This is a genomic window from Candidatus Krumholzibacteriia bacterium (assembly GCA_030748535.1).
Classification (GTDB): domain Bacteria; phylum Krumholzibacteriota; class Krumholzibacteriia; order JACNKJ01; family JACNKJ01; genus JASMLU01.
In genome coordinates, this window is the sequence record JASMLU010000001.1 from 132,618 (window position 1) to 156,680 (window position 24,063).

Genomic DNA, 24,063 nt, shown 5'->3' on the forward strand with positions numbered 1-24,063 from the left:
GTGCTTCAGTCCAGGGACCTGCTGTTTCTTGCCTCGACTCTCGAGGTGGGGGGCGGGGAAAAGGTCCTTGCCCAACTCCTTCGCGGGCTTCGCTCTCGTGGACTATCTCCCAAGATCCTGACCCTGAAAGAGCCCGGACCCATCGGGGAAGTTCTGCGGGGGGAAGGAACGGATCTGGTTTCCTGGGGCCTCCGGGACACGCGAAACCCGCTCATTCTGTTTCGCCTGCTTGCCCTGATCCGAAGGCTCTCTCCCCGCCTGATCTACATCCAGGATCACGATGACTGTATCTTCTGGGGGAGCCTTGCCGTTGCAATCAGCGGTTTTCGCCCCATTCTGATCCCGGTTCACAGTCCCAGTGAGGCGGGATACACCTCTTTCCGTCGCATGAGCCGCCCTCTTCTTGGTCTGGGCCAGTCAAAGGTACTCCTCGGCCCCTGGCATCAAATGACGCTCCGCTACGGAGACGGGATTCCTGAGTCCCGTGACTTCCTGATCGCCAACCCCTTGACGGATCCGGGGAAGGGAAAGAGAGAGATTCGAGGAGATCGGGACGAGTTGATTCTGGGCACTCTCTGCGCTTTTCGCGAGCAGAAGCGCCTGGATCGGATGCTGGAGCTCTTTCGCGAGTTTCGGCACTTGCAGAACTCCCGGCTCTCTCTCTACGGGGAGGGCCCTGAACTGGAAAGGACCCGGCACTACGCGCTTGAGTTGGGAATCAGCGAATGGGTAGATTTCAGAGGATCCACTAGGCAGGTGCGTAAAGCGATGGCCGGTCTAGACGTATTTCTGATGACCAGTGAAGCAGAAGCACAACCTCTGAGTCTGGTGGAAGCACTTGCAGAAGGAACACGCGTGGCAGCGGTGCCGAAGGGAGAAGTTCCCTCCATTTTGGATGGGGGACGCCGGGGACTGCTATTTACGGGGGACGATCCTGCTGATTGGGCCCGACAGCTTCATCATTGGCTCTCGGAGGATTGGACAGCAGAACATCGACAGCGGTGTTCTGAGGAGATCCTCCGCGAATTCTCGCCGGAACGTTTTCTGGATGAATACCATCAGTGCCTTCTCGGCCTGGGAGACAGTGGATGAGGATCCTGCAGGCAAACAAGTTTCTCTATCCCAAGGGTGGCGCAGAGGTGGTGTGCCTTGGCCTGAAAGACCTACTGGAAGAAGCAGGCCATGAGGTCGGCCTTTTCGGAATGCAGGATGAGCGGAACCTCTGTGATGAGCAGTCGAACTTTCCGTCGAAAGTGGATTACCATGAAGATCGCTCAACTCTTCAAATGGCTCGAGAAGCCCTGAGAACCATCTACGGCCTGGAGGCTCGCCGGGGACTGGAGCTCACGCTGGATCACTATCGCCCGCAGATTGCTCATCTCCACAACATCTACCATCAACTATCACCCTCGATCCTTCGCCCTCTGAAAGACCGTTCGATTCCGGTGATCCTCACTCTTCATGATTTCAAACTGCTTTGTCCGACTTATTCTTTTCTTCGTCAGGGGAAGATCTGTGAAGAGTGCCCGGGAAAAGCCAACCTTCCTCTTCTGGCTCATCGCTGCTGGGGAGAGAGTCTTCCGGCCAGTCTGGTTCTCTGGTTGGAGGATCGCCTGCATCGCTTCTTGCGCAGTTATGAAGAGGGAGTCAGTGTCTTTACTGCTCCCAGCCGATTCTACCGGGATCGAATGAAGGAGGGAAGGCTCAAGGGGCTGGATGTCCGCTACCTTCCCAATTTCCTCCCTTTTGGCGATCACATTCTCGACAGTCCATTTGTGGAACCTCCGAGGAAGGAGCTTCCCGAGCTCTTGTGGGTGGGGCGGATGAGTGAGGAGAAAGGGCTTCACACTCTTCTTCAGGCTCTGGCAAGAGAGCAACTTCCTCTTCGTTTGAGTTTGGCAGGAGATGGGCCCGCTGAGCCATCACTGAGGGAACTGTCCGCAGAACTGGGCTTGGGAGACCGGGTTCGCTTTCTTGGCAGAATTGGCAGGGAAGAGGTTCCCCAGAGGATTCTGGAGTCTGATGGAACCATCCTTCCCAGTGAGTGGTACGAAAATGCTCCGATCTCAGTGCTGGAATCCATGGCTCTGGGCCGTCCGGTTCTCGCAAGCAGGATTGGGGGTGTGCCGGAGATGGTGGTGGAGGGCAAGAGCGGTTGGCTCTTTGAGGCCGGGAATAAGGACTCTTTGCTGGAAACCCTTGGCCGCTGGTCAGCCGATCGGGAGGCCTCCATCGCAGTGGGGCGTTCGGCCTATGACATGGCACGAGAGAAGTATCACCCTCGGGTGGTCCTGAAAATGGTTCTGGAACTCTATCGCGAATTGGGATCATAATTCTTGCCCGGATCCGTTTCCCTGATTACCCTCAAGAAAAGGGAGAGTGAAATGAGAATTCTAACAGTTCTTGTGATCTTGCTGCTGGCCTTCTTGTCAGCCTGTACGCCAAAGGAAGTGGTGAACACTTCGGAAGAAGCCCCCGTTGTCGAAGAGATTAGCGCAGCTCCGGATACCCTGTCCTACGACTTTCTGAGTGAAGGGGATCGCTATGCAGGGGAAACTTCTGCCGAGGCTCAAGCAGATCTCCCGCCTCTGGCTCCGGTCTTTGAGCCAGTAGTGGAAGAACCCGAGCTTCCCGAGGAGACCGAGGAAACGGTGTCTATTGCCGATCCTCCCATGGAAATACAGGAAGAGATTAGCCCGGTAGCTGTGGAGGAAAAGACTGAGGAGCTCTTCTGGGTTCAACTCTTTGCCAGCAGTTCGAAAGAGAAGGCCCTTGCGATGGCTCGTTCTGCGGAATCAAAGCTGCAGGGACCTGTCCGGGTCTTTTTTCTGGATCCTCACTACAAGGTACTGACCGGTGGCTTTGCAGAAAAGGAAGAGGCGCTGAAGTTGAGAGCGGAGTTGGTGACCCGGGGATACCCCGATGCGTGGATCTTTCACCCCTGATCCGGTTCTCTTGACAGGCAGGGGCTTTTGTACTTAATCTATAGCATTAGCGGGAATAGCTCAGCGGTAGAGCTCTACCTTGCCAAGGTAGTTGTCGCGAGTTCAAATCTCGTTTCCCGCTCCTGGCCTCCTTCGGAGGTGGCGAATGGATTCGAGGCGGCATAGCCAAGGGGCTTAAGGCGACGGTCTGCAAAATCGTTATCCCCGGTTCGAATCCGGGTGCCGCCTCCCTATTTTCTGCCGGAGTGGCGGAACTGGTAGACGCAGGGGACTTAAAATCCCCTGGCCTTTGGCCGTGTCAGTTCAAGTCTGACCTCCGGCACTTATACTAGAATCCTGAATGAAGTGCCTGCGGAAGCGGGCATTTCCTTTTGCTAGTCATCAAGATGAGAGAGTACCATTCGGTACTTGCCTGCGCTGCTTCTCTTGATTTCCTCGACCCTCTCAATTTCAATTCGGATGCTGGAATCCAGACTATTCTGAATGGATTCGATCAGTTGGGCTTCCTCCATACCACTGGGTTTTCTGGAGGTCACGAGTCGCAGTGTCAGTCGCTCTCGCTCTTTCTGAACAACCTGATAGATCTCAATCCAGTCAATGGGCAGAAGAAGTTGATTGAAGAGGGTGCCGTGAAGGTAAGCTCCTTCGGGTGTCTGGATAAAATCCCTCATTCTCCCTTCTACGGAAGCCACACGGTCCAGTCCGCGCCCGCAAGCGCAGGGACTTTGATTCAAACTTGCCCGGTCGCCGAGTTCATAGCGGATGAAGGGCATGGCAAAGTTCAGCAGGTTGGTCGACACTACCTTGCCTGTCTCTCCCTCAGGCGAGGCCTGCTCATCAGAATCGAGAACCTCCAGAAGGTTCCCTTCCATGTTCAGGTGGTGACCCTGTTTCTCTTCACATTCAAAGGCAATCAGGCCGCCATCATTGCTTCCGTAGGTGTCAAAGACGGGGACTCCGCTTCCCTCCTCTATCTCTTTCCTCCACTGAGGAAGAAGGAGCTCACTGGTCGTAATGCAGGCCTTCAGGGGAAGCTTGTGCCCCCTCTCCTGTAGCCAGCGGGCGAAGAGTCGAAGATTGCTGGGGTACGCGTAAAGAAGAGAGAGGGGATTATTCTGCAGGATCGAGTGAAAGCGGGAAAACTCAAGATCGTTCAGGCGATAGGAGGGAAGTTGAATGGCGCCGTTAAGCCAAGTATAGCCTCTCTGACGGAAGTTTGAACGGCCGGGAACCAGGGCTCCACCGGATAGCATGGCCCAGCGATCACCCGGGCGAAACCCGGCAAGTGACCAGGCCCGCCAGATGGAGGCCCATTGGTGCCCGTGGCTGAGTCGATCCAGAAAAAAATGAAGGGAGACTCCCGTGGAGCCACTGGTGGCTTTGGGCCGTGCCTGCCAGTCAGGGAAGTTCTCCGCAAGCATGCCCTTGCCTTCCTCTCGAATGATCTCCTTGGTGAGGATGGGTAGGCGGTGAAGGTCTTCTGGCGACTGGAAATCCCGCAGATGGAGTCCTCTCTCCCGAAAGATCCGTCTGTAGTAGGGGACTTGGGCGGTGGCATGGGAGAGCAATTTCAGAAACGCTGACCATTGGTCCTGTCGCAGCTCTGCGGGGCTCTTCCATTGACTCTCCATCAACTCCGGCCAGAGCTCCAGAGAGTCGGTTTTTCTGAAATGATCCACCCAGCGGACTCCCAAGAGTCCGGGGGTCCAGTAGGGGAATCTCAAGGCCCACCTCCTCTCGCAATGTAGCCGCGCCCGGGAAGGCTGGCAACGGCTTTCCACGGAGGCTTGCCTCTTCATGACAGCTTCCGCCAAGCTCGCAGCTTACTTTGGCAGTATCATGACACATTGGCAGTGCTCTAGGGAGCCTCCTCTGGGGCTGCGCAGGGCTGGCTCTGTAACTGACGATAAACCAGTGCCTTAGAAGCCCTCGCTATTTCCGGAAGTCTGGCATGAATCTTCTAATGGAACGAAGGAACTGAATCCAAGGAGAAAATCAGATGGCTAAGATCATTGGAATTGACTTGGGAACCACCAACTCCTGCGTCTCGGTGATTGAGGGTGGAGAGCCCAAGATCATCCCGAACAGTGAGGGGAATCGTACTACGCCAAGTGTTGTCGCCATGAGTGCTGAGGGAGATCGCCTTGTGGGACAGTTGGCAAAGCGTCAGGCTGTCACGAACCCCACGAATACCGTCTACTCGGTGAAGCGCTTTATGGGCCGGAAGTACAGCGAAGTTGCCCAGGAAATCAAGGAAGTTCCCTATGAGGTCCTCAAGGGCACAAACGGGGACGTCCAGATCAAGCTGGAAGGCGAAGAGACCAGTCCTCCGGAAATCAGTGCCCAGATTTTACGCCGCCTGAAAGAAACCGCGGAAGAGTACTTGGGAGAAACGGTGACGGAAGCGGTGATCACGGTCCCTGCCTACTTCAATGACCGACAGCGTCAGGCGACCAAGGATGCGGGCAAGATCGCAGGACTCGATGTAAAGCGAATCATCAACGAGCCTACCGCAGCGAGCCTCGCCTACGGTCTTGAAAAAGTGGGAGATCGTACAATTGCGGTCTTCGACCTTGGAGGGGGAACCTTTGACATCTCAATTCTGGAACTCGGAGATGGCGTCTTTGAAGTCAAGTCCACGAATGGCGATACCCACCTCGGCGGCGATGACTTTGATCAGGTTCTGATTGAATGGCTGAATGAGGAGTTCCGCAAGCAGGAGGGCATTGATCTTTCCGCTGACCCCATGGCACTTCAGCGACTGAAGGAGGCCGCTGAGCAGGCAAAGAGGGAACTCTCCACCCGAACCCAGACAGACATCAATCTCCCCTTTGTCACGGCGGATGCCACAGGACCCAAGCACCTGAATGTGAGTTTGAGTCGCGCGCAGTTTGAGAGCCTGGTTTCTGACCTTGTCCTTCGCACCCAGAATCCCTGCAAGCAGGCTATCAAGGATGCCGGCGTCAGCCCCTCCGATATCGATGAGGTTGTTCTGGTGGGAGGATCTACCCGAATCCCTGCGATTCAGAACAAGGTCAAGGAAATCTTCGGCAAGGAACCCAGTCGCAATGTAAATCCGGATGAGGTGGTCTCTCTGGGTGCCGCAATCCAGGGAGGAATTCTGGCGGGAGACGTGAAGGATGTCATCCTGCTCGATGTTACTCCTCTCAGTCTCGGGATCGAAACGCTCGGCAGCGTGATGACCCGCCTGATTGACCGGAATACGACGATTCCCGGACGCAAGAGCCAGATCTTCTCCACGGCCGCGGACAACCAGGACACGGTGGACATCCATGTCCTTCAGGGTGAGCGGGAGATGGCCTCGGACAACAAGTCGATTGGCCGCTTTCAGTTGGCCGGGATTCCTGCGGCTCCTCGCGGCATTCCCCAGATTGAGGTGACCTTTGACATTGATGCAAATGGCATCCTCTCCGTCAGTGCCAAGGACAAGGCGACCGGCAAGGAGCAGAGCATCAAGATTCAGGCTTCCAGCGGGATTGATGATTCTGAAATCGATCGCATGGTTCAGGATGCGGAAAGCCATGCCGATGAAGATCGGGCCAAGAGGGAACTCATCGATGCGAAAAACAACGCGGAAGCCCTTGCCTATCAGACAGAGAAGCAGCTGGAGGAGAACAAGGACAAGGTGGATGAGTCCATGAAGGCAACGATGGAAGGCCTGGTCTCCGACTTGAAATCAGCAGCAGCGGGAGAGGATAAGGAGGCAATTGATCAGGCAAGCGAAGCCTTGAACAAGGAACTCCATGCCTTCTCCCAAAAACTCTATGAGGAAGCCAGTAAGGAAGCCTCGACGGAGGAAGAGTCTGCGGAGGCTCCTCCTTCTTCCAGGGAGGAGGCAAGCACTGGCGAGGGAGAGGCCGTGGACGCCGACTTCGAGGTAGTGGACGAGAAATAGCGAGGATTCCCTCCCTGGCAGGAGGAATATCTTTCTCACATTGGCTGGATTCTCAACAATGCCATAGGTTTAGCGCCCGGAGCCTGGCTCCGGGCATTTCTTTGTGTCCGTTCTGTAGGTCTTGCATTATCAAGGCAATACGCACGTATCATGAAGTGGTTTCGTGGAGCGTGGCAGCCCTCTCTGCCCTTTGGCAATATCCTTGCAAACCCTGAGGCAGGATGCGTTGCAAGGAGGAACCGGATGGCCCGCGCCCAGAAAAAGTCTCTTGACCCCGGGAAGAAGTCTCTGGCAGCGGAGCGCTTTGAGCGCAAGCTCAAGGAGAGAATCGTAGGGCAGGATCGGGCGATCTCGAGAATTGCCAGACTGTATCAGGTCTACCTTGCAGGGCTCTATCCCCCGGACAGGCCCATTGGCAACTTTCTCTTTCTGGGTCCTACCGGTAGTGGAAAGACACGAATCATTGAAGCGGCCAGTGAGATCCTGTTCGGCACTTCCAATGCTGTTCTGAAGATTGACTGTGCGGAGTATGCCCACAGTCATGAGATCAGCCGCCTGATTGGCTCCCCTCCCGGATATCTTGGTCATCGGGAAACCACTCCCTATTTTTCTCAAGGCAACCTGGAGCGTTACCGCACTCCGGAGCTCGACCTCACCTTTCTGCTCTTTGATGAAATTGAAAAGGCTTCTGACACACTTTGGAGTCTTTTGTTGGGAATCCTCGACAAGGGAAGACTGACGCTCGGTGATAATACGGAAGTGGACATGACGCGCACGGTGATCTTCATGACCGGGAACATTGGCGCCGGGAATATCGAGAAGATGATTGAAGGGGGGATCGGTTTCACCGAGACCTATCGTGGCGGCTCACCGGAACAGTTGGACCAGCGTGTCTACACAACGGTGATGGAAGCAGCTCGCAGGAAGTTCAGCCCTGAGTTTCTCAACCGGATTGACAATACGGTAGTGTTCAGGAATCTGACGGAAGACCATGTCCGCAGAATCCTGGACATCGAACTTGATTCACTGCGGAGACGGATCATGCAAGCGGCTGGTGATGTCAAGTTCTCCTTTGACGTCAGTGCACGGGTCAAGGATCTCCTCATTGAAGAGGGCTACGACCAACGCTATGGAGCCCGCCATCTGAAGAGGGCCATTGAGCGCTTTCTCGTCTATCCCATGGCGAATCTGGTTTCCACTGGACAGGTTCGCTACGGCGACCACCTCCTTCTGAACATTCGCAAGAAGGATGGAATGGTGGAGTTCCACAAGGAAAGCTCTCCCGAACTTCGGGTTGTGGGGGAGTCCGTGCAGGCTCCTTCCTGATCCCGTCTTGACAAGCGCCCTTCTCTTGTCTATATCCATTCACATCAGGGCGATTAGCTCAGTTGGCTAGAGCGCTTGCTCGACACGCAAGAGGTCACTGGTTCAAGTCCAGTATCGCCCACCCGGCCGGGAATCCCGGCCTTTTTTTATGGTGCATTCTTTCCCGAAATGGGTAGATTCATCGCATCCCTGTGAAGAAGAGGAATTCGTGATGCAGATTGAACTCCGGCTTCCCGATGGAAGCGTTCTTGAGAAGGAAGCTCCTCTCCCTGTTGATGAGGCGATTGCATCGATCAGTGAGGGTCTCTTGAGGCAGGCCGTCGCCATCAGTCTGGATGGCAGGATTCTGGATCGCCATTCCATGATCAGGGAAGGGGGTGAGTTCCGGGTTCTTACGAACAGGAACGAAGAGAGCCTCGCCGTATTACGCCACAGTGCCGCCCACCTCATGGCCTGTGCGATTCAGGAACTCTATCCCGGCGTTCAATTCGCTTTCGGGCCCGATGTAGAAAACGGCTTCTACTACGACATCCTTCTTGATCGCACCCTGGTGCCGGATGACCTCGGCGAAATTGAAAAACGGATGAAGGCCCTTGCGAAACAGAAGATTCCCTTCGTCAAGTCACTTCGTTCTCGAGAGGAAGCCCGTGAGTTCTTTCAGGGCGACAATCAGCCATTCAAGGTCGAACACGTTTCGGATCTTCCCGAAGACGCGGAGATCTCCTTCTATGAGATCGGTTCCTTCACCGACCTCTGTGAAGGTCCGCACATTCCCGACACTTCTTTACTGAAGGCCTTCCGTTTGCAGAGTATTGCAGGCGCCTACTGGAAGGGGGACGAGTCAAGGGAACAGCTTCAGAGGATCTACGGCACCTGTTGGTTTAAGGCCAGTGACCTCGAGGAACACTTGAAGCGACTGGAAGAAGCAGAGCGGAGAGACCACCGCCGCCTTGGTCCTCAACTGGGGCTTTACGGCATCGTGGAAGAAGCGGGAGGTGGACTTCCCTTCTGGTTCCCCAAGGGAACCGTTCTTCGGGAGCAAATCGAGAACTTCTGGAAAGAGGAACACCGCTCCCGAGGCTACCAGATGGTCATGACCCCGCACATTTTTAAGGGAGACCTCTGGCGAACCAGTGGTCACCTCGATTTCTATGCCGAGAACATGTACACCTTTGAGCAGGATGAACAGACCTACGTTCTCAAACCGATGAATTGCCCGGGCCACATTCTGGTTTTCCAGAATGACCTGAAGAGCTACCGCGATCTTCCGCTTCGTCTTGCCGAGTTGGGCACCGTATATCGCTATGAGAGAAGTGGAACCTTGCACGGACTGATGCGAGTGCGCGGTTTCACTCAGGATGATGCCCACATTTTCTGCCGCCCGGAAGATCTGCTGAGTGAAGTAAGCGAATTGATCAGATTTTCCCGAGACCTTCAGAGAGCTTTTGGCTTCGAGGAGTTTCGCGCAGAACTGAGTGTGCGAGATTCCGGGAACAAGGAAAAGTACATCGGCACGGACGAGGAATGGGAAGCTGCGGAAGCATCACTCCTTCAGGCCACTGAGGAAGTTGGTCTTGAGGTGACCCGCATGGAAGGGGAGGCTGTCTTCTACGGTCCGAAGATCGACATGAAGTTGCGCGATGCTCTCGGCCGCTCCTGGCAGACTACCACCATCCAGTTCGACTTCAATCTGCCCCGCAGATTCAATGTCCAGTATGTGGGAGAGGACGGCCAGCACCACTCTCCCTACATCATCCATCGTGCCCTGCTCGGATCGCTTGAACGCTTTATTGCGATATTGACGGAACACTACGGCGGAGAGTTCCCGCTATGGATGGCTCCCGTTCAGGCCAAGATCCTCCCTCTTAGTGAGCATTTCCTGGATTACGGTAAACAGGTGACCGACGCTCTTCTGGCTGCGGGAATCCGGGCGGAACTGGACACCCGTGATGAGAAGCTCGGCTACAAGATTCGAATGGCGGAACTTCAGAAGATTCCCTACATGCTCATCCTGGGTTCCCGGGAAATGGAAGAAGGCAATCTCACGGTTCGAAGTAAGAAGGAGGGAGATCTGGGCAGCTTCAGCCTTCAGGACTTCACGGCAAGAGCCCTTGACGAGATCCGCGAGAAAGCCTAGATTGAATCACAATTGAATTAGGGAAAGCAGAGGACCCCTCTCACCTGGAAGCCGTTTCACGAGCTCCCCAGTGTCAGAATTACCCGAGAGGGGGAGTTTGTCTTTACTCCCCTTTTTTTCATGCCAGGAGGTGGCTCACATCAGACCCGGAAAGAAGGACAATCAGGAACTGAGGGTGAATACCAGAATACGAATCTCGGAGGTTCGTCTTGTGGATGAAGAGGGAAACCAGCTTGGGGTGATTGCAACCTCAGTGGCCCTCGACATGGCCCGAAGCCGTGGATTGGATCTTGTGGAGGTCTCACCGAATGCTCGTCCTCCCGTCTGCAGAATCATGGAGTACGGGAAGTACAAGTACGAACAGAGCAAGAAAGCCAAGCTGGCCCGTCAGAAGCAAAAGCTTCATCAGGCAGCTTTGAAGGAAGTTCAGTTTCGCCCGAAGACCGATGAGCACGATTATCGTTTCAAGGTTCGGAATATTCTGCGTTTTCTGGGCCATCGTGACAAGGTGAAGGTCGTTCTTCGTTTCAGGGGGAGAGAACTCTCTCATATGGAATTCGGAATGAAGACGATGGAGAGGATCCTTGATGACCTCAAGGACCTTGCAATTGTAGAACACCCGCCCAAGCAGGAAGGTCGGAACGTGGTGATGATCCTCGGACCGATCCCGGAAGCCGAGGGTGGGCGGAAAGCGACCAAGGATGATTCTGGTGAACTCGTGAAGGCGAAGTCCCCGGAAGTCGGGGAACAGAGTCCCGAATCCAGCGATCAGGAATAGCACAGGAGGAAGACAGAATGCCCAAGATGAAAAGTCGTCGTGGCGCGATGAAGCGTTTCAGAACGACCGGGAGTGGGAAAGTCCGCCGTCATAAGGCCTTCGGATCCCACATCCTTACCAAGAAATCGACGAAGCGGAAGCGCGGATTGCGTGAAGCCACTCTGGCTTCTTCCGGTGATGCCGACCGTATTCGGAAGATGATTCTCGAAGCTTAAGCTTTTAGCAGGAACGAGGTATTTCATGTCCCGCTCGATTAACAACGTTGCCTCGCGAGCTCGCAGGAAGAGGATTCTCTCCCGGGCAAAGGGCTACTACGGAAAGAGAAAAAGCAGTGTTCGCCTTGGCACCGAAGCCGTCAATCGCGCCGGAGCCTACGCATACCGTGATCGCAGAGCCCGTAAGCGCGAGTTCCGTCGTCTCTGGATTGTTCGCATCAATGCGGCCGCGAATCTGAATGGAATCAGTTACAGTCGTTTCATCGATGGCCTGAAGAAACTCAACATCGAAATCGACCGGAAGCAGTTGGCGGAAATGGCGGTCAACGACGCTCCCGCCTTTGCGAAACTCACAGAGAAGATCCAGACGGAGTTGTCCAAAGCAAGCTAGGAGACCTCGTGGAACAGGATATTCTCCGCCTGAAGGAACACCTTCCAGAAGATCTGGAGACCATCAGGGACGAAGAGTCTCTGGAGGAATTCCGAATCTCCTACCTCGGGAAAAAGGGGCTCTTGCAGGGCCTCTTTTCCCGTCTGGGATCCCTGCCTTCCGAAGAACGCCCTGCCGCCGGCAAGGCGATTAACGATTTTCGTTCTCAGGTTGAATCCGCTCTGAAGCAGCGGAAGGGCGAGATTCACCGCGCCGCAGAAGAAGAAGTCCCCCCTGGATTCGATCCAAGTATGCCTGCCCGCGAGCCCTGGATTGGTAGGCGCCATGTTCTTTCCTCCACGATGGAGGAGATCATTGACATCTTCCGCGGAATGGGCTTCTCGGTGGCTGAGGGGCCGGAAGTGGAACTGGACTACTACAATTTCCAGGCCCTCAATTTCCCGGATGACCATCCTGCACGAGACCTTCAGGACACCTTTTTCGTGGATGACGAAGTTCTTCTCCGGACTCATACAAGCCCGGTGCAGGTAAGAACCATGGAGGAGCAGGATCCGCCTGTGAGGATCGTGATCCCCGGACGCGTATTTCGCAATGAAGCTATCGATGCCACCCATGCAGCGGAGTTTCACCAGTTGGAGGGACTCTATGTGGATGAAGGCGTTTCGATGGGGGATTTAATTACCTCTCTTACCCGTTTTGCCCGGGAGTTTTTTGGACCGGATACAGAGATGAGGTTCCGCCCTCACTTCTTCCCCTTCACGGAGCCCAGTGCAGAGGCGGACATGACCTGTTTCGCGTGCCACGGTTCCGGATGCCGCGTCTGTGGTGATTCCGGCTGGATTGAAATCATGGGAGCCGGAATGGTTCACCCGAATGTCCTGACTGCTTCCGGCTACGACCCTGAACGTTACACTGGTTTTGCCTTCGGCATGGGAATAGAGCGATTGGCCATGTTGCGTCATGGAATCCGTGACATTCGCCTCTTCCTGGAGAACGACATCCGCTTTCTTTCCCAGTTTTAGGAGACGCATGCTTATCAGTATGAACTGGCTGCGCGACTACGTGGACATCCCCGAATCTCCCGAGAAACTCGCCGAAGATCTCACCATGCTGGGCCTTAATGTGGAATCCCTTACTCATCGGGGTAATCCTCTCTCGGAATTATGTGTCGGAAAGGTTCTCTCCTGCGACCGCCACCCGGATGCGGACAAGCTGACTGTTTGCTCTGTCGACGTGGGGGAGGAGGAAAGCAAACAGATTGTCTGCGGCGCACCGAATGTCCGGGAGGGTCTGACCGTTTCCGTGATCCTGCCTGGGCGTCATCTTCCGGACGGAAGTCGCATCAAGAAGACAAAGTTGCGGGGAGTGAAGTCGGAGGGAATGATCTGTTCGAGCCAGGAAATGGCGCTAGGTCTGGAACATGAAGGGATTCTGGAAATGGAGGCCGGTCCTGCGGCAGGCACCCCTCTGTCGGATATCTTCGGGTGCGAGGACTGGATTCTGGACATCGATGTAACACCGAACCGGCCCGACCAGCTTGGCCATCTTGGCGTGGCACGCGAAGTCGCAGCTCTCTATGAAAGAGAGCTGCGTATTCCTGAGAGAGAGATCCCCGAGGATTTGCTGGAAGACAGTACTCCCTTCCCCGTAGAGATCGCAGCTGCTCAGGCTTGTCCCCGCTACATTGCCAGAACGATCTCGGGAGTCACCATCGCAGAAAGCCCGGAATGGATGCGGGAACGCCTGCAGGCTATCGGCCTTCGCCCCATCAACAATGTGGTGGATATCACGAACTATGTCCTTCATGAGACGGGTCACCCTCTACATGCTTTTGACAGGAAGAATCTGGAGGGAGACTGCATTAAGGTGCGTTTCGCGAAGAAGGGGGAAAAGGCCGTCACGCTGGAGGAGGAGAACATTCAACTCCGCCCTGAAGATCTTCTGATTACAGACGGAACTTCTGCCGTAGCCCTCGCAGGGGTGATGGGTTGCCTGAACTCCGGAGTATCTGAGTCGAGTGAGGACCTGGTTCTTGAGAGCGCTTGCTTCAATGCGTCCCGTATTCGTGCTACCCGCAAGCATCATGACATGAGCACGGATTCCTCCTATCGTTTCGAGCGGCAGGCTGACTTCGAGATGACAGACTTTGCCAGTTCCCGCGCCAGTCGCCTGATTCTGGACATCGCAGGGGGGCGTCTGTCGAGAGCGGTTACGGATCTCAAACCAGAGAAACCGGAAGAGAAGGTCATCCTCCTTCGTCGATCCCGGGTGAAGACTCTTCTGGGCCTGGATCTGGATTGCGGGAAACTTGCCAACCTTCTTCTGCGTTTTCAGATTCCTTCAGAAGTGGAGGGAGACGATTTGAGAGTAAAGGTTCCTTCTTTCAGGAGAGACCTTTTGGAGGAAATCGACCTGATTGAAGAAGTTGCCCGGCTATACGGATACGGATCTCTTCCTGAGGAAAATCTGCAAAGCAACCAGATGCATTCCTCGAAGAGCAAGAGAGAGAAGCTTCGGGACAGGATCCACAGAGCCATGACCGGGCTCTCTTTCACGGAATTGATGACCAGCAGTTTCATGGATGAGCGAAGCCTGGACCAGATGAAACTTCCCGCAGAGGATCCTCGACGCTCTTTGGTCACTCTCCGAAATCCTCTGGTCAGTTTCAATGAGAAGATGCGCAGCAGTCTTCTTCCCGGAATGCTCGATGTTCTGAAACTCAATGTTCATCGGGATGAAGACCAGTTACGACTCTATCAACTGTCTCGAGTCTATCTCGCCGGGGAAGAGAAGTTGCCGGAGGAGCCGGAACACCTTTCCCTTCTTGCCACGGGACTTCGCGCTCCCGAACACTGGAGCGAAAAGAGTAAGGCCTTTGACTCCAGCGATCTGCTCGGGATCACCCTCTCTCTCTTCCGTTCCCTGGGAGTTCCTGTCAGTGTGGAATACGAGAGCGGGGAGAGCTTCTTTGCGCCCGGGCAGGGTTTCCGGATTATCGGTTCAGAAGGTGCCAGGCTTGGAGAGGGGGGACTGCTTCGGGCTTCCCTTCTCTCGGATCTCAAGCAGAAATTGACGATCTACTGGATGGACCTCTCTCTGGAGAAGATTCTGGAGGAGGAACATTCACATCCTGCTCATCAGGAGATTCCCTCGTATCCGCCACTTCGCAGGGATCTGGCACTGATTCTCCCGGAGTCTCTACGCTGGGAAGCCGTCGAGAAGGTGATTAAGGAAAAAGGGGGAAAAAGCTTGGAAAACCTCTACCTCTTTGACGTATACTCTGGCCGTGGCATCCCTGAAGGTACAAGAAGTTGCGCCGTTCGTTTGAGGTTCCGCTCGAAGGATGGAACGCTTCAGGATGAGAAAGTGGATCGCCAGATCCGGAAGATTCTGAAGACGCTGAAAGACACACTGGGTGTAGACCTGAGATCCTGATTGCTCAAGAGGTGAATCGTGGCAGAGACGACGAGTTTCCAATTGCTCGAAGACAAGATCACCCGTGCCATCGACAAGATCGCTGACCTGAAATCGGAAAACAGCGAACTTCAGAAACGCATGAAGGTTCTGGAGAAGGAAAAGGCCGCCCTGACGAAGACCGTGGCCCGGATGGGGAAGCAACCTGTCAGTAAGGGTTCTGATCTCGATGTGAATAAGCTCAGGAACAAGGTAGATTCCCTTCTGGGGAAACTGGACGAATTGAACCTCTAGGAGAGCGATGAGCCAGGAAGATACCGCGCGCGCTGTCAAGGTCACGATCTATGGAAACCAGTATCGGGTGCGAGGCGATGCGGATGAAAAATACATCCAGGGGATTGCCGATTACGTGGATCAGACGATGCGTTCCATTGCAAAAGGCGGGCATCATATTTCCCCGACTCGGATCGCGATTCTTGCGGCCTTCAACATCGCTGACGAGATGTTTCGCAGTAGCGGAGTCGAGGAAGACGGGGTCGTGGCAAACCCGGAAGACACCGGCAGACTCCTCAAACTCTTTGAAGGCCTGGAAGAGTGACATTCACTTGCTCCCTGATAAGGAAGCTGGTATACTTGGTTTAATTCCCTACCTGGTTCGTGTGGGAAGTAAGTATTTGAGCCAACACATCGGCCTTGGAAGATCAAATACCGGAAAGGAAAGGGAGCTCTCGAGATTCCCGAGCTTTGCGTGAGATCATCCACTTTGTTAGAAGGCCCAAGTCTATTCTCTCACACGGCCAAGAGTGGGGAATTTTTCTGTCCAGGAACTCTCCACGACCCTTCGTCGCTTTTCTGCCCGAAGCAAAGGTGCAGGTGAAGAATGAGAGTCCTCTTCCTTGCGGATATCATGGGGTCTCCGGGCCGTAAGGTATTGCGCCATTTCCTTCCCCTTCTCATTGATCAGCGGAAGCCGGATCTCGTGATTGCCAATGCCGAGAATGCTGCTGGTGGTGGTGGACTCACGCGGTCCGTCGCCAGAGAGATCTTTGATGCCGGGGCTCAAGTCCTGACGGGTGGAAACCACAGTTGGGATCAGAAAGAAGGGGTGGCCCTTCTGGACGAGGATGATCGGGTCCTTCGCCCTCATAACTACCCGGAGGATAATCCTGGTAGCGGCCTCCATTCCCTGCCACTAGCTGACGGCCAGTTCTTTCACATTCTGAATCTTCAGGGTCGGGTATTTATGCAAGCACTTTCTTGCCCCTTTCGGCTTGCTGACAAGGTTCTCGCCAAGCTGGAAGGCCCCGTCTTTGTCGATATTCACGCAGAGGCCAGTAGTGAAAAGGTCGCCTTGGCCCGCTATCTTGATGGTCGTGTGAGTGCTGTCATCGGCACTCATACCCATGTTCAAACCTCCGATGCCCGTATCCTTCAGCGAGGGACCGCTTTTCTCTGTGATGCCGGGATGACCGGGCCTCATGACAGTGTGATCGGAATGAAGGAAGAAAGCGTTCTTCCACGCTTCCTTCTTCAAACCCCTCACCGATTTGAGGTGGCCAAGGGCGGTCTTCGCCTTCAGGGCGTCCTCCTGGACATCGATCTCTCCAGCGCGAAAGCCCTTTCCATTGAAACCGTGGATCTCCCCCTGGAGGACTCGCCATGATACTCCTGGATGGCAAGGCACTTCGAGACAGAATTCTTGCAGACATAGCCTCCGCACTGGAGAACGAAGAAGAGAAGCCCGGCCTGGCGGTGGTGCAGGTGGGAGAAGATCCGGCCAGTTCGGTTTACATTCGAAACAAGATTGCTGCCTGTTCGAAAACGGGGATTCGGTCAAGACATCTTCACCTCCCTGATGACTGCTCTCAAGGTGAACTGAATCGAAATCTCAGAGAGCTTAGCCAGGATTCTCTGGTTCATGGCATCCTTCTGCAACTGCCATTGCCTACTGGCCTCAGTGATTCAGAAGCGATGAGCGCTCTGGATCCCGAGAAGGATGTTGATGGTTTCCATCCTCATAATCTTGGTCGCCTCCTGAGTTCTGAAGAAGCTCCCCGCCCCTGTACCCCTGCGGGAATCGTGGAGCTTCTCAGGAGCGAGGGAATTGAAACCCGAGGCAAGGAAGTTGTCATTCTTGGGCGGAGCCTTATTGTCGGAAAACCTGCGGCTCTTCTGTTTCTTGAAAAGCACAGCTTTGGCGATGCAACCGTTACGATTTGTCACAGTCGAAGTAAGAATCTTGCAGAGATTACTCGCAGGGCGGATATCCTTGTGGCGGCCATCGGCAAGGCTCATTTTCTTGACAAGGAGATGGTCAAAAAGGGTGCTGTGATTCTGGATGTGGGAATTAACCGGATGGAAGATCCTCGCAAGAAGAGCGGCTACCGGCTGGTCGGTGATTGCAACCCAGAGGGAATGGACGGCCATGTTTCGGCAATGACCCCGGTTCCCGGGGGCGTCGGCCCCATGACCATTGCCCAGCTGATGAGGAACACCTATGAGGCCTGGCTCAGGCAGACAGGCAGGAGCCGGCCTCATGAGTGAGCACACCGCATTTCTTGCAGACTTTGAAAACTACCTTTCCGGACTTCTTGGACCCGTCTCCATGTCTCACCCGACCCTTCACGCAGCGATGACCTATTCGCTCCTTTCTCCCGGTAAAAGACTTCGCCCCCGACTGGTTCAGGCCGTTTCCCTTCTCGGGGAGGATCCCGGTGAATCGCTGTTGCCGGCAGCAGCAGCCGTGGAATGCCTCCACAGTTATTCGCTCATCCATGATGATTTGCCGGCGATTGATAACGACGATTATCGAAGGGGGCAGGCAAGTTGTCATCGGCAGTTCGGAGAGGCCATGGCGATTCTTGCTGGCGACGCATTGCAGGCACTCGCTTTTGAGTCTCTCACGAGAGCTCTTTCTCATGCCAGTCTGGACAAGACTTCGTCCCTGGAGATCATCAATCGCTTTTCCCGTATGGCCGGAATGACAGAACTGGTGGGAGGGCAGGCTGCAGACATGGAGCCGATTCCTTCGTTTCCCGAAGAGGAACTTCTTCCCTGGATCCATGGGCGGAAGACTGCGGCGATGATCCGTTTTTGCTTCTCTCTGGGGGCTTCCCTTGCAGGAGTCAAGGCAGATCTCCTGCATCAGTTGGAGAGTGCTGGAGAGGCATTGGGTCTGGCATTTCAGGCCGTGGACGATTGCCTGGACAAGAGTGCTGATGCCGGAATCCTGGGGAAGACTCCGGGCAAAGATGCAGAACAGGGGAAGCTGACTTATGTCAAGGTTCTGGGTCTCGACCGTGCCCGGGAGGCCGCACAGGGTTTTCACCAGAAGGGTCTGGACATGATCCCTGACTCAATAGAGGCAGCGCCCCTTCGGGAATTGGCTCGTCTTATGGTGGACCGGGATTTCTGATGTTAATCTTTCCTGTCATTGCAACGGGCCTTCTTGCTCAAACCATGAAGGGCTTTTCACGGCTTTCTGGACAGGGTCGCTTCAGGCTGGGTCGTCTGGGGGACTTTGAGAGTTTTCCGAATTTCCATGCCCTGCTCTCCGGTGCCCTCTGTGGACAGCTTGCCCAGGATCCCGGACTTGGAACTCCGGCTTTCACACTTGCCGCAATCATCACGGTCATTATCCTGTATGACAACTCCGGTGTGAAACGGGCTGCAGGGAAACAGGCAGAAACCCTTAACCGGATTCTCACTCTCTCGAAGGGGGAGTGGCGTAGGCTGATCGTCCTCGGGCAAAGTCCGCTCAGGAGCTGGCTGGCAGCCATTCTGGGGGCAGGAATCTCACTGGCTCTGGAAGAATGCTGCCTTGCTCTGGGTCTGGGCACTTGATAAGCTAAGTAAGAGGAATGGAATGATTCTGGAAACCATACAATCACCTCATGATGTCGCTGCGCTGAGTCTTGAGCAGTTGGAATTGCTTGCTGGTGAAATCCGTCAGGAGATCATTCGAGTTTGCGCCCATAATGGAGGGCATCTGGCTGCGAGCCTTGGCGCAGTGGATATCGCTGTGGCCGCTCATTATGTGTTTCCCAGTGAAAGCACTCGTATGGTTTGGGACACAGGCCATCAGGCCTACGCCCACAAGCTCATGACGGGCAGGCGAGAGTCCTTTTCGACAATTCGGACAAGGGACGGTCTTAGTGGTTTTCTGAAGCGCTCGGAAAGCCCCTATGACCATTTTGGAGCAGGCCACGCCTGCACAGCCCTGAGTGCCGCTCTTGGCTTTTCAGCTTCCGCAAGACTTCAGGGCAGGGATCGAATGAACATTGCGCTTCTCGGAGACGGAGCCGCGACGGGAGGTCTTGTGTATGAGGCGATCAACAACACTCAGGCACATGGAAGCAAGCTCCTCGTAATTCTCAATGACAATGAGATGTCCATCTCCCCAAATGTCGGAGCCATAACTCGGGTACTCACTCGCCTTACTTCCACCCGCAGCTTTCTGAATCTTGAGGGCGGCACCTGGAGAGCTCTCGGGCGCATTCCGAAGATCGGAAGACTGCTGAGAACGCTGGCCAGTCGTGCGAAGCAAGGGCTGAAGCACCTGATCTTCCCGGGGAATTTCTTTGAGGATTTCGGTTTTAAATACTACGGACCTCTCGATGGCCATGATCTTTCCCTCCTGGTGCGAACCATGCGACAGTTGCGGGAAATCCAGCATCCGGTGATTCTCCATGTCCTGACGAACAAGGGCAAGGGCTACGATCTTGCCGAAGAGAACCCCGCCAAGTATCACGGCTTTGCGCCCTTTGACCCGGAAACCGGAAGCAGTCTGGGAGCTTCCCCTTCTGCTCCCAGTTATACGGAAGTGTTTGGCGAAGCCCTTCTTCAAATGGGACACGAGGATTCTACGGTCACCTGCATCAGTGCCGCCATGCCTGCGGGAACGGGAACGGACCGTTTTGCCGAAGCCTTCCCGGAGCGGTTTTTTGATGTGGGAATCGCAGAGCCGCATGCGGTGACTTTTGCGGCAGGCCTTGCTGCCGACGGCTTGCGCCCGGTGGTAGCCATCTATTCAACTTTCCTGCAGCGGGCTTTTGACATGATCTATCACGATGTCGCCCTGCAGGGTCTTCCGGTCATATTCGCCCTCGACCGAGCGGGCATTGTGGGGGAGGATGGTCCTACTCATCACGGGGTTCTGGACCTCAGTTATCTGAGGATGATTCCCGGTATGGTCATCATGGCTCCTTCTGATGAACTGGAACTTCATCGTATGATGAAGACTGCACAGCATTACAGGAAGTCACCCCTGGCAATTCGATACCCCCGAGATCGCGGTCTTGGAATCGACATTCCGGAACAGCTCTCTCCTTTGGAAATCGGGAAATCCCGGACTCTCCGGGAGGGCAGTAAAATCCATCTCTGGGCTATTGGTTCGATGGTGAGGCCGGCTTTGGAGGCTGCCTCCTGTCTGGAATCCCGGGGATTTGACCCACTCGTTGTGGACGCACGATTTGCGGAACCTCTGGATCGTACTCGACTCCTTGAGGAGGCTTCGAAAGCGGATCTGTTGGTTACTGTGGAGGAAAACAGTTCGCGCGGAGGCTTTGGTGAAGGGGTTCTTGCCTGTTTCCGGGAAGCCGACATGGATGCGCCATCTCACCTTCTTCTCTCCCTCCCTCACGGCTTCAGCCCCCAGGGAACGAGAAAAGAGATTCTGGCAGAAGCCGGCCTTGACGCTTCAGGAATTGCTTCCAGCATTGAGAAAGCTCTCGAAAAGAATCCGCGTTTTATGGAAACCGGTGTCGGGGGGAAGTCATGAATGAGATAAGTAAGCTGGGGATTTTCGCCAGTACAGGAATCCCCGGAGTAAAGATGGCGGTGGTGCGCGCACTGGACCTCCTGCGCGAGAGGGATTGTGAGATCTATCTGGAGAGTCAGGTCTCAAGCTTGCTGGGAGAGGGCACTGGCGCTTGGGACAGCGGCCAGGTTCCCGAGGACTGCCAGTTGATCCTGGTCTTCGGGGGAGACGGCACCTTTCTGAGAGCTTCCCGTGCCATCAATGGAAAACGGATTCCCCTCTTGGGCATCAATCTGGGCGGACTTGGCTTCCTGACCGTTCTGAAATTGTCGGAAATGGAAACAGCTCTTTCGGGGATTCTTGATGGGAACTACGAGACAGAATCCCGAATGCTACTGAGTGCATCTCTGGAAAGAGGCGACCAGGCCATCGCTTCAGAAATGGCTCTGAATGATGCCGTCATTCATATGACTCCCGGCGATCGCCTCGTGGAGTTCATCATCTCTGCGGGAACACAGTTCTTGGGGCGATACCGGGCAGATGGCCTCATTGTCTCCACGCCTACTGGTTCCACCGCTTATTCCATGTCAGCTGGTGGGCCCATTCTTGATCCCTCCATGGATGCTTTGATTGCGACTCCCATTTGTCCCCACGCCCTGTCGCTTCGTCCTGTGGTGTTGCCAGGCAATCTGGAACTCACTGTGGAACTGGGCGAAAGAAGCGGCAAGGCCATGCTTGCGATTGACGGGCAGGAGAGTTTTGCCCTGGAAACGGGAGACCGCATCAGAATCGCCAAGAGCAGTGACTTCCTTCCCATTCTTCTTCCCAGTGGTTATCGGTTCTACACGCTTCTCCGTGAGAAACTTGCCTGGGGAAGAACCGGGGAGGCCTGAGTCTTGATCTCTCATTTGAGGATCCAGAATCTCCTTCTTGTGGAGGACACGGAGTTGGCGCTCTCTCCGGGTCTCAATGTCCTGAGTGGTAGCACAGGATCTGGCAAGAGTGTGCTTCTGGCTTCTCTTGCTATTCTGGGTGGTGAGAAAGCCCGTAAGGACTGGATCGGTCCCTTTGACAAGCCATGCAAGGTCTCAGCCCTTTTCCAGCTATCGCCGGAAGCCTCGAGTACTTTTCATGAATTGGGTGTCATTGAGGAAGGCGAAGAGGAGATCAGCCTTTCCCGCGAAATCCTGCCCACTTCCCGGGGCCGCGCCTTTGTCAATGCGAGACCGGTTAGCGTGGCTACCTTGCGAGCTCTCAGGCCTCACCTTTTCCAGATACAGGACCAGCATGCACAGTTGAAACTCTGTGATGCCCGAGAGCAAAAGAGACTTCTCGATGAGTGGGCTGGAAATCACGAGCTTCTTGCATCTTATCGGAACTCCCTTGAAACGCTGGACTCTCTTGTGGAGGAACAGAAAGTTCTTCAAACAGAAATTGCAACGCTTCGGAAGGAGGAAGAGTACCTGCGGTTTCAGTTGGATGAGATTCAGGCGGCTCAAGCTCTTCCTGACGAAATTGAAGATCTCGAACAGAAGGAGAAGACTCTTCGCAATGCCGGAAAAGTCCAGGAACTTCTCCTTTCCTCCCTGAATAATCTGGAAGGGGAAGAGGGGCTGCGCAGAAAACTGCTGGCTCTGGACCGCTCACTTGGCAAGCTTTCTGATTTGGGTACCCTGAAGGAGATCCCGCATTTCCAATCCTTGTTTGAGCAGATCGACGAACTCTCTTTGTCCCTCAACCAGCAGTCGGACACTCTGAAGTCCGAGGCCCTGGACAGTAGAAGGATTCAGGAGCGGCTGGGAATACTGCATTCTCTGGAAAGAAAACACGGGAAATCTCTGGAGGATCTCATTGCCTGGACATCGGAACAGGAGAACAGGCTCGAGAATCTTCCTCTCCAGCAGGCAACTCTCAGGGATCTGGACTCCTCGATCCGCGAGGCCTCCCTCGCCTTGAGCGAATCGGCCTTTCTCCTCTCGGATTCGCGCAGGGAGGCATCCCTTTCTCTTTCGGAGAACTGGCAGGCCGCGATGAGGGAACTGGGAATGGAAAGTGCTTCTCTTCGTATTCAGGTGGACCAACAGGAGTGCGTCCAGAGCCCTATCTCCAGAAATAACAGGCACTATCAGTATTCTTCTGATGGGATGGATGAGGTTCAGGTAATGGTTCAGCCGAATCCGGAACTGCCGGAAGGCAGGCTTCGGGACGTCCCGAGTGGGGGAGAGTTGTCTCGCATGGCACTTGCCTGGAGGCTCTTGCCATCAACGAGTTCCGATTCCGCTTCCCTTCTTCTGGATGAAGTGGATGCTGGCCTTGGGGCCGACCTTGCTCCCGCCCTTGCCCGCCAATTGAAGTCGGCGGCAAGGAGTCATCAGATCCTCCTCGTTACGCATCAGGCTGCTCTTGCGGTGATTGCGGATCAGCAGTTCCAGGTTCGCAAGGAGAGAGGGAGTTCCGGAGCCAGAGTGGAGGTCTTGCCCCTGGAGGAAGACTCCCGATTGGCTGAAATCGAGAGGATGCTCGGAGGGCAGGGAGAGAGAGAAATCCGGGATCATGCCCGGAGCCTCCTGGAGAGTCATTCCTAGTTATTTCTCTGGAAAATCCCCCCTTCTTGACCTAAGTTCCTTCCGTTGCGCCCATAGCTCAGCTGGATAGAGCGCATGCCTCCGGAGCATGAGGTCGCAGGTTCGAATCCTGCTGGGCGTACCTCTTATGAAAATTCTACTCACATTGCTGCTCGCTTTGGTGGCCTGGAAATGGCTGCTCTCGCCGCTTCTATTCTTGAGGCCTTCCCGGCAGAAGAAAGCGGAACCACCTTCGGCCTCTTTTGAGGGGGAGAAGGTCAAGGATGCGGACTTTGAGGATCTCTCCGGAGGGGACGAGTGAGCGGTTCCCGTTTTCGCCCCGGTTTTCGTTTCCGAAGTTCCGAAGGCAATCAGGAAGAGAAATGGGGCTACTGGATTCAGTGGATTCTCCTTGCCGTTCTGGTTCTTGCTCTTTTTGCCCTTTTCCTCTCCTCAATACACTTGCTTCGAGCACATTTGCTGGAGAAATATGGCTTCCGGGCCTGGATCTTACCCGTTATCATCTTCCTGATTGATCTCCTGATGCTCTTTCGTCTCTTTCGCCTTTCCAGGACAAAAGAGGAGGCACAGGATGGGAAGTAGTTTCAAGAGAGGTTTG

At 54.8% G+C, this 24,063-nt stretch carries 23 protein-coding genes, 5 tRNA genes and 1 other RNA gene; 28 read left to right on the forward strand and 1 reads right to left on the reverse strand.

Features of this window, described 5'->3' with window-relative positions; genetic code table 11:
• The 6 genes from QGH30_00615 to QGH30_00640 all read left to right on the forward strand — a co-directional run bounded on the left by QGH30_00615 (nt 1) and on the right by QGH30_00640 (nt 3,267).
• Nucleotides 1-1,092, forward strand: coding sequence for a glycosyltransferase (locus QGH30_00615; protein MDP7020849.1), 1,092 nt, complete (start codon nt 1-3; stop codon nt 1,090-1,092).
• Nucleotides 1,089-2,333, forward strand: a complete 1,245-nt coding sequence (locus QGH30_00620; GenBank protein ID MDP7020850.1) for a glycosyltransferase family 4 protein — start codon at nt 1,089-1,091, stop codon at nt 2,331-2,333. Before QGH30_00615 ends, QGH30_00620 begins: the two co-directional genes overlap by 4 nt.
• A 51-nt stretch (nt 2,334-2,384) precedes the next feature.
• Complete coding sequence (locus tag QGH30_00625; protein MDP7020851.1) at nt 2,385-2,945, forward strand: SPOR domain-containing protein; 561 nt, start codon at nt 2,385-2,387, stop codon at nt 2,943-2,945.
• A gap of 49 nt (nt 2,946-2,994) precedes the next feature.
• Nucleotides 2,995-3,066: transfer RNA gene (locus QGH30_00630), tRNA-Gly, on the forward strand.
• 34 nt (nt 3,067-3,100) lie between these two features.
• Nucleotides 3,101-3,173 (forward strand) — tRNA-Cys (locus tag QGH30_00635).
• Between the two features lie 11 nt (nt 3,174-3,184).
• Nucleotides 3,185-3,267 (forward strand) — tRNA-Leu (locus QGH30_00640).
• A 52-nt stretch (nt 3,268-3,319) separates the two neighbouring features.
• On the opposite strand, the gene QGH30_00645 is transcribed toward QGH30_00640, so the two are convergent.
• The gene (locus QGH30_00645; protein ID MDP7020852.1) at nt 3,320-4,669 is read right to left on the reverse strand and encodes a hypothetical protein; all 1,350 of its coding nucleotides are present in this window, start codon (nt 4,667-4,669) and stop codon (nt 3,320-3,322) included.
• A gap of 275 nt (nt 4,670-4,944) precedes the next feature.
• On the opposite strand from QGH30_00645, the gene dnaK reads away from it, so the two are divergent.
• The 22 genes from dnaK to QGH30_00755 all read left to right on the forward strand — a co-directional run bounded on the left by dnaK (nt 4,945) and on the right by QGH30_00755 (nt 24,047).
• Nucleotides 4,945-6,861, forward strand: a complete 1,917-nt coding sequence (gene dnaK / locus QGH30_00650) for a molecular chaperone DnaK (protein ID MDP7020853.1) — start codon at nt 4,945-4,947, stop codon at nt 6,859-6,861.
• Between the two features lie 243 nt (nt 6,862-7,104).
• Nucleotides 7,105-8,187 (forward strand): AAA family ATPase, encoded by a 1,083-nt coding sequence (locus tag QGH30_00655; GenBank protein MDP7020854.1) that lies wholly within the window; start codon nt 7,105-7,107, stop codon nt 8,185-8,187.
• 47 nt (nt 8,188-8,234) lie between these two features.
• Nucleotides 8,235-8,308 (forward strand) — tRNA-Val (locus QGH30_00660).
• Between the two features lie 90 nt (nt 8,309-8,398).
• Nucleotides 8,399-10,324 carry a threonine--tRNA ligase gene (thrS, locus tag QGH30_00665; protein MDP7020855.1) on the forward strand — a complete coding sequence of 642 codons (1,926 nt, stop codon included), beginning with the start codon at nt 8,399-8,401 and terminating at the stop codon, nt 10,322-10,324.
• Nucleotides 10,325-10,454: 130 nt separating this feature from the next.
• Nucleotides 10,455-11,102 (forward strand): translation initiation factor IF-3, encoded by a 648-nt coding sequence (infC, locus tag QGH30_00670; GenBank protein ID MDP7020856.1) that lies wholly within the window; start codon nt 10,455-10,457, stop codon nt 11,100-11,102.
• Nucleotides 11,103-11,119: 17 nt separating this feature from the next.
• Nucleotides 11,120-11,317 (forward strand): 50S ribosomal protein L35, encoded by a 198-nt coding sequence (rpmI, locus tag QGH30_00675; GenBank protein MDP7020857.1) that lies wholly within the window; start codon nt 11,120-11,122, stop codon nt 11,315-11,317.
• Between the two features lie 25 nt (nt 11,318-11,342).
• A complete protein-coding gene (gene rplT / locus QGH30_00680) occupies nt 11,343-11,708 on the forward strand; it encodes a 50S ribosomal protein L20 (GenBank protein ID MDP7020858.1) in 366 nt (121 codons plus the stop codon).
• An 8-nt stretch (nt 11,709-11,716) separates the two neighbouring features.
• Nucleotides 11,717-12,730: a phenylalanine--tRNA ligase subunit alpha gene (pheS, locus tag QGH30_00685; protein MDP7020859.1), complete on the forward strand. Its 1,014-nt coding sequence runs from the start codon at nt 11,717-11,719 to the stop codon at nt 12,728-12,730.
• Nucleotides 12,731-12,737: 7 nt separating this feature from the next.
• Nucleotides 12,738-15,143 (forward strand): phenylalanine--tRNA ligase subunit beta, encoded by a 2,406-nt coding sequence (gene pheT / locus QGH30_00690; GenBank protein MDP7020860.1) that lies wholly within the window; start codon nt 12,738-12,740, stop codon nt 15,141-15,143.
• 18 nt (nt 15,144-15,161) lie between these two features.
• Nucleotides 15,162-15,416 (forward strand): cell division protein ZapB, encoded by a 255-nt coding sequence (locus QGH30_00695; GenBank protein MDP7020861.1) that lies wholly within the window; start codon nt 15,162-15,164, stop codon nt 15,414-15,416.
• Nucleotides 15,417-15,423: 7 nt separating this feature from the next.
• Nucleotides 15,424-15,720 carry a cell division protein ZapA gene (locus QGH30_00700; GenBank protein MDP7020862.1) on the forward strand — a complete coding sequence of 99 codons (297 nt, stop codon included), beginning with the start codon at nt 15,424-15,426 and terminating at the stop codon, nt 15,718-15,720.
• Nucleotides 15,721-15,762: 42 nt separating this feature from the next.
• A non-coding RNA gene (gene ssrS / locus QGH30_00705) (6S RNA) lies at nt 15,763-15,936 on the forward strand.
• A gap of 66 nt (nt 15,937-16,002) precedes the next feature.
• The gene (locus tag QGH30_00710; GenBank protein MDP7020863.1) at nt 16,003-16,785 is read left to right on the forward strand and encodes a TIGR00282 family metallophosphoesterase; all 783 of its coding nucleotides are present in this window, start codon (nt 16,003-16,005) and stop codon (nt 16,783-16,785) included.
• On the forward strand, nt 16,782-17,666 hold the full coding sequence (gene folD / locus QGH30_00715; GenBank protein MDP7020864.1) for a bifunctional methylenetetrahydrofolate dehydrogenase/methenyltetrahydrofolate cyclohydrolase FolD: 885 nt from the start codon (nt 16,782-16,784) through the stop codon (nt 17,664-17,666). Before QGH30_00710 ends, folD begins: the two co-directional genes overlap by 4 nt.
• Nucleotides 17,659-18,537, forward strand: coding sequence for a polyprenyl synthetase family protein (locus QGH30_00720; protein MDP7020865.1), 879 nt, complete (start codon nt 17,659-17,661; stop codon nt 18,535-18,537). Before folD ends, QGH30_00720 begins: the two co-directional genes overlap by 8 nt.
• Nucleotides 18,537-18,965, forward strand: coding sequence for a divergent PAP2 family protein (locus QGH30_00725; GenBank protein MDP7020866.1), 429 nt, complete (start codon nt 18,537-18,539; stop codon nt 18,963-18,965). The genes QGH30_00720 and QGH30_00725 overlap by 1 nt, the downstream gene beginning before the upstream one ends.
• 22 nt (nt 18,966-18,987) lie before the next feature.
• Nucleotides 18,988-20,901 carry a 1-deoxy-D-xylulose-5-phosphate synthase gene (gene dxs, locus QGH30_00730; GenBank protein MDP7020867.1) on the forward strand — a complete coding sequence of 638 codons (1,914 nt, stop codon included), beginning with the start codon at nt 18,988-18,990 and terminating at the stop codon, nt 20,899-20,901.
• The gene (locus QGH30_00735; protein ID MDP7020868.1) at nt 20,898-21,773 is read left to right on the forward strand and encodes an NAD(+)/NADH kinase; all 876 of its coding nucleotides are present in this window, start codon (nt 20,898-20,900) and stop codon (nt 21,771-21,773) included. The genes dxs and QGH30_00735 overlap by 4 nt, the downstream gene beginning before the upstream one ends.
• 3 nt (nt 21,774-21,776) lie before the next feature.
• Nucleotides 21,777-23,465 (forward strand): AAA family ATPase, encoded by a 1,689-nt coding sequence (locus QGH30_00740; protein MDP7020869.1) that lies wholly within the window; start codon nt 21,777-21,779, stop codon nt 23,463-23,465.
• 47 nt (nt 23,466-23,512) lie between these two features.
• A tRNA-Arg gene (locus QGH30_00745) sits at nt 23,513-23,586 on the forward strand.
• Between the two features lie 6 nt (nt 23,587-23,592).
• On the forward strand, nt 23,593-23,766 hold the full coding sequence (locus QGH30_00750) for a hypothetical protein (GenBank protein ID MDP7020870.1): 174 nt from the start codon (nt 23,593-23,595) through the stop codon (nt 23,764-23,766).
• The gene (locus QGH30_00755) at nt 23,763-24,047 is read left to right on the forward strand and encodes a hypothetical protein (GenBank protein ID MDP7020871.1); all 285 of its coding nucleotides are present in this window, start codon (nt 23,763-23,765) and stop codon (nt 24,045-24,047) included. The genes QGH30_00750 and QGH30_00755 overlap by 4 nt, the downstream gene beginning before the upstream one ends.
• Nucleotides 24,048-24,063 lie beyond the last annotated feature (16 nt).

What these genes read in the sequence shown, in the direction of transcription:
- QGH30_00750 (MDP7020870.1), top strand. Translation starts at nt 23,593, where the DNA reads ATGAAAATTCTACTCACATTGCTGCTCGCTTTGGTGGCCTGGAAATGG.
- QGH30_00620 (MDP7020850.1), top strand. Translation starts at nt 1,089, where the DNA reads ATGAGGATCCTGCAGGCAAACAAGTTTCTCTATCCCAAGGGTGGCGCA.
- rplT (MDP7020858.1), top strand. Translation starts at nt 11,343, where the DNA reads ATGTCCCGCTCGATTAACAACGTTGCCTCGCGAGCTCGCAGGAAGAGG.
- pheT (MDP7020860.1), top strand. Translation starts at nt 12,738, where the DNA reads ATGCTTATCAGTATGAACTGGCTGCGCGACTACGTGGACATCCCCGAA.
- QGH30_00725 (MDP7020866.1), top strand. Translation starts at nt 18,537, where the DNA reads ATGTTAATCTTTCCTGTCATTGCAACGGGCCTTCTTGCTCAAACCATG.
- QGH30_00655 (MDP7020854.1), top strand. Translation starts at nt 7,105, where the DNA reads ATGGCCCGCGCCCAGAAAAAGTCTCTTGACCCCGGGAAGAAGTCTCTG.
- dnaK (MDP7020853.1), top strand. Translation starts at nt 4,945, where the DNA reads ATGGCTAAGATCATTGGAATTGACTTGGGAACCACCAACTCCTGCGTC.
- dxs (MDP7020867.1), top strand. Translation starts at nt 18,988, where the DNA reads ATGATTCTGGAAACCATACAATCACCTCATGATGTCGCTGCGCTGAGT.
- QGH30_00700 (MDP7020862.1), top strand. Translation starts at nt 15,424, where the DNA reads ATGAGCCAGGAAGATACCGCGCGCGCTGTCAAGGTCACGATCTATGGA.
- QGH30_00710 (MDP7020863.1), top strand. Translation starts at nt 16,003, where the DNA reads ATGAGAGTCCTCTTCCTTGCGGATATCATGGGGTCTCCGGGCCGTAAG.
- QGH30_00720 (MDP7020865.1), top strand. Translation starts at nt 17,659, where the DNA reads ATGAGTGAGCACACCGCATTTCTTGCAGACTTTGAAAACTACCTTTCC.
- QGH30_00625 (MDP7020851.1), top strand. Translation starts at nt 2,385, where the DNA reads ATGAGAATTCTAACAGTTCTTGTGATCTTGCTGCTGGCCTTCTTGTCA.
- rpmI (MDP7020857.1), top strand. Translation starts at nt 11,120, where the DNA reads ATGCCCAAGATGAAAAGTCGTCGTGGCGCGATGAAGCGTTTCAGAACG.
- folD (MDP7020864.1), top strand. Translation starts at nt 16,782, where the DNA reads ATGATACTCCTGGATGGCAAGGCACTTCGAGACAGAATTCTTGCAGAC.
- thrS (MDP7020855.1), top strand. Translation starts at nt 8,399, where the DNA reads ATGCAGATTGAACTCCGGCTTCCCGATGGAAGCGTTCTTGAGAAGGAA.
- QGH30_00735 (MDP7020868.1), top strand. Translation starts at nt 20,898, where the DNA reads ATGAATGAGATAAGTAAGCTGGGGATTTTCGCCAGTACAGGAATCCCC.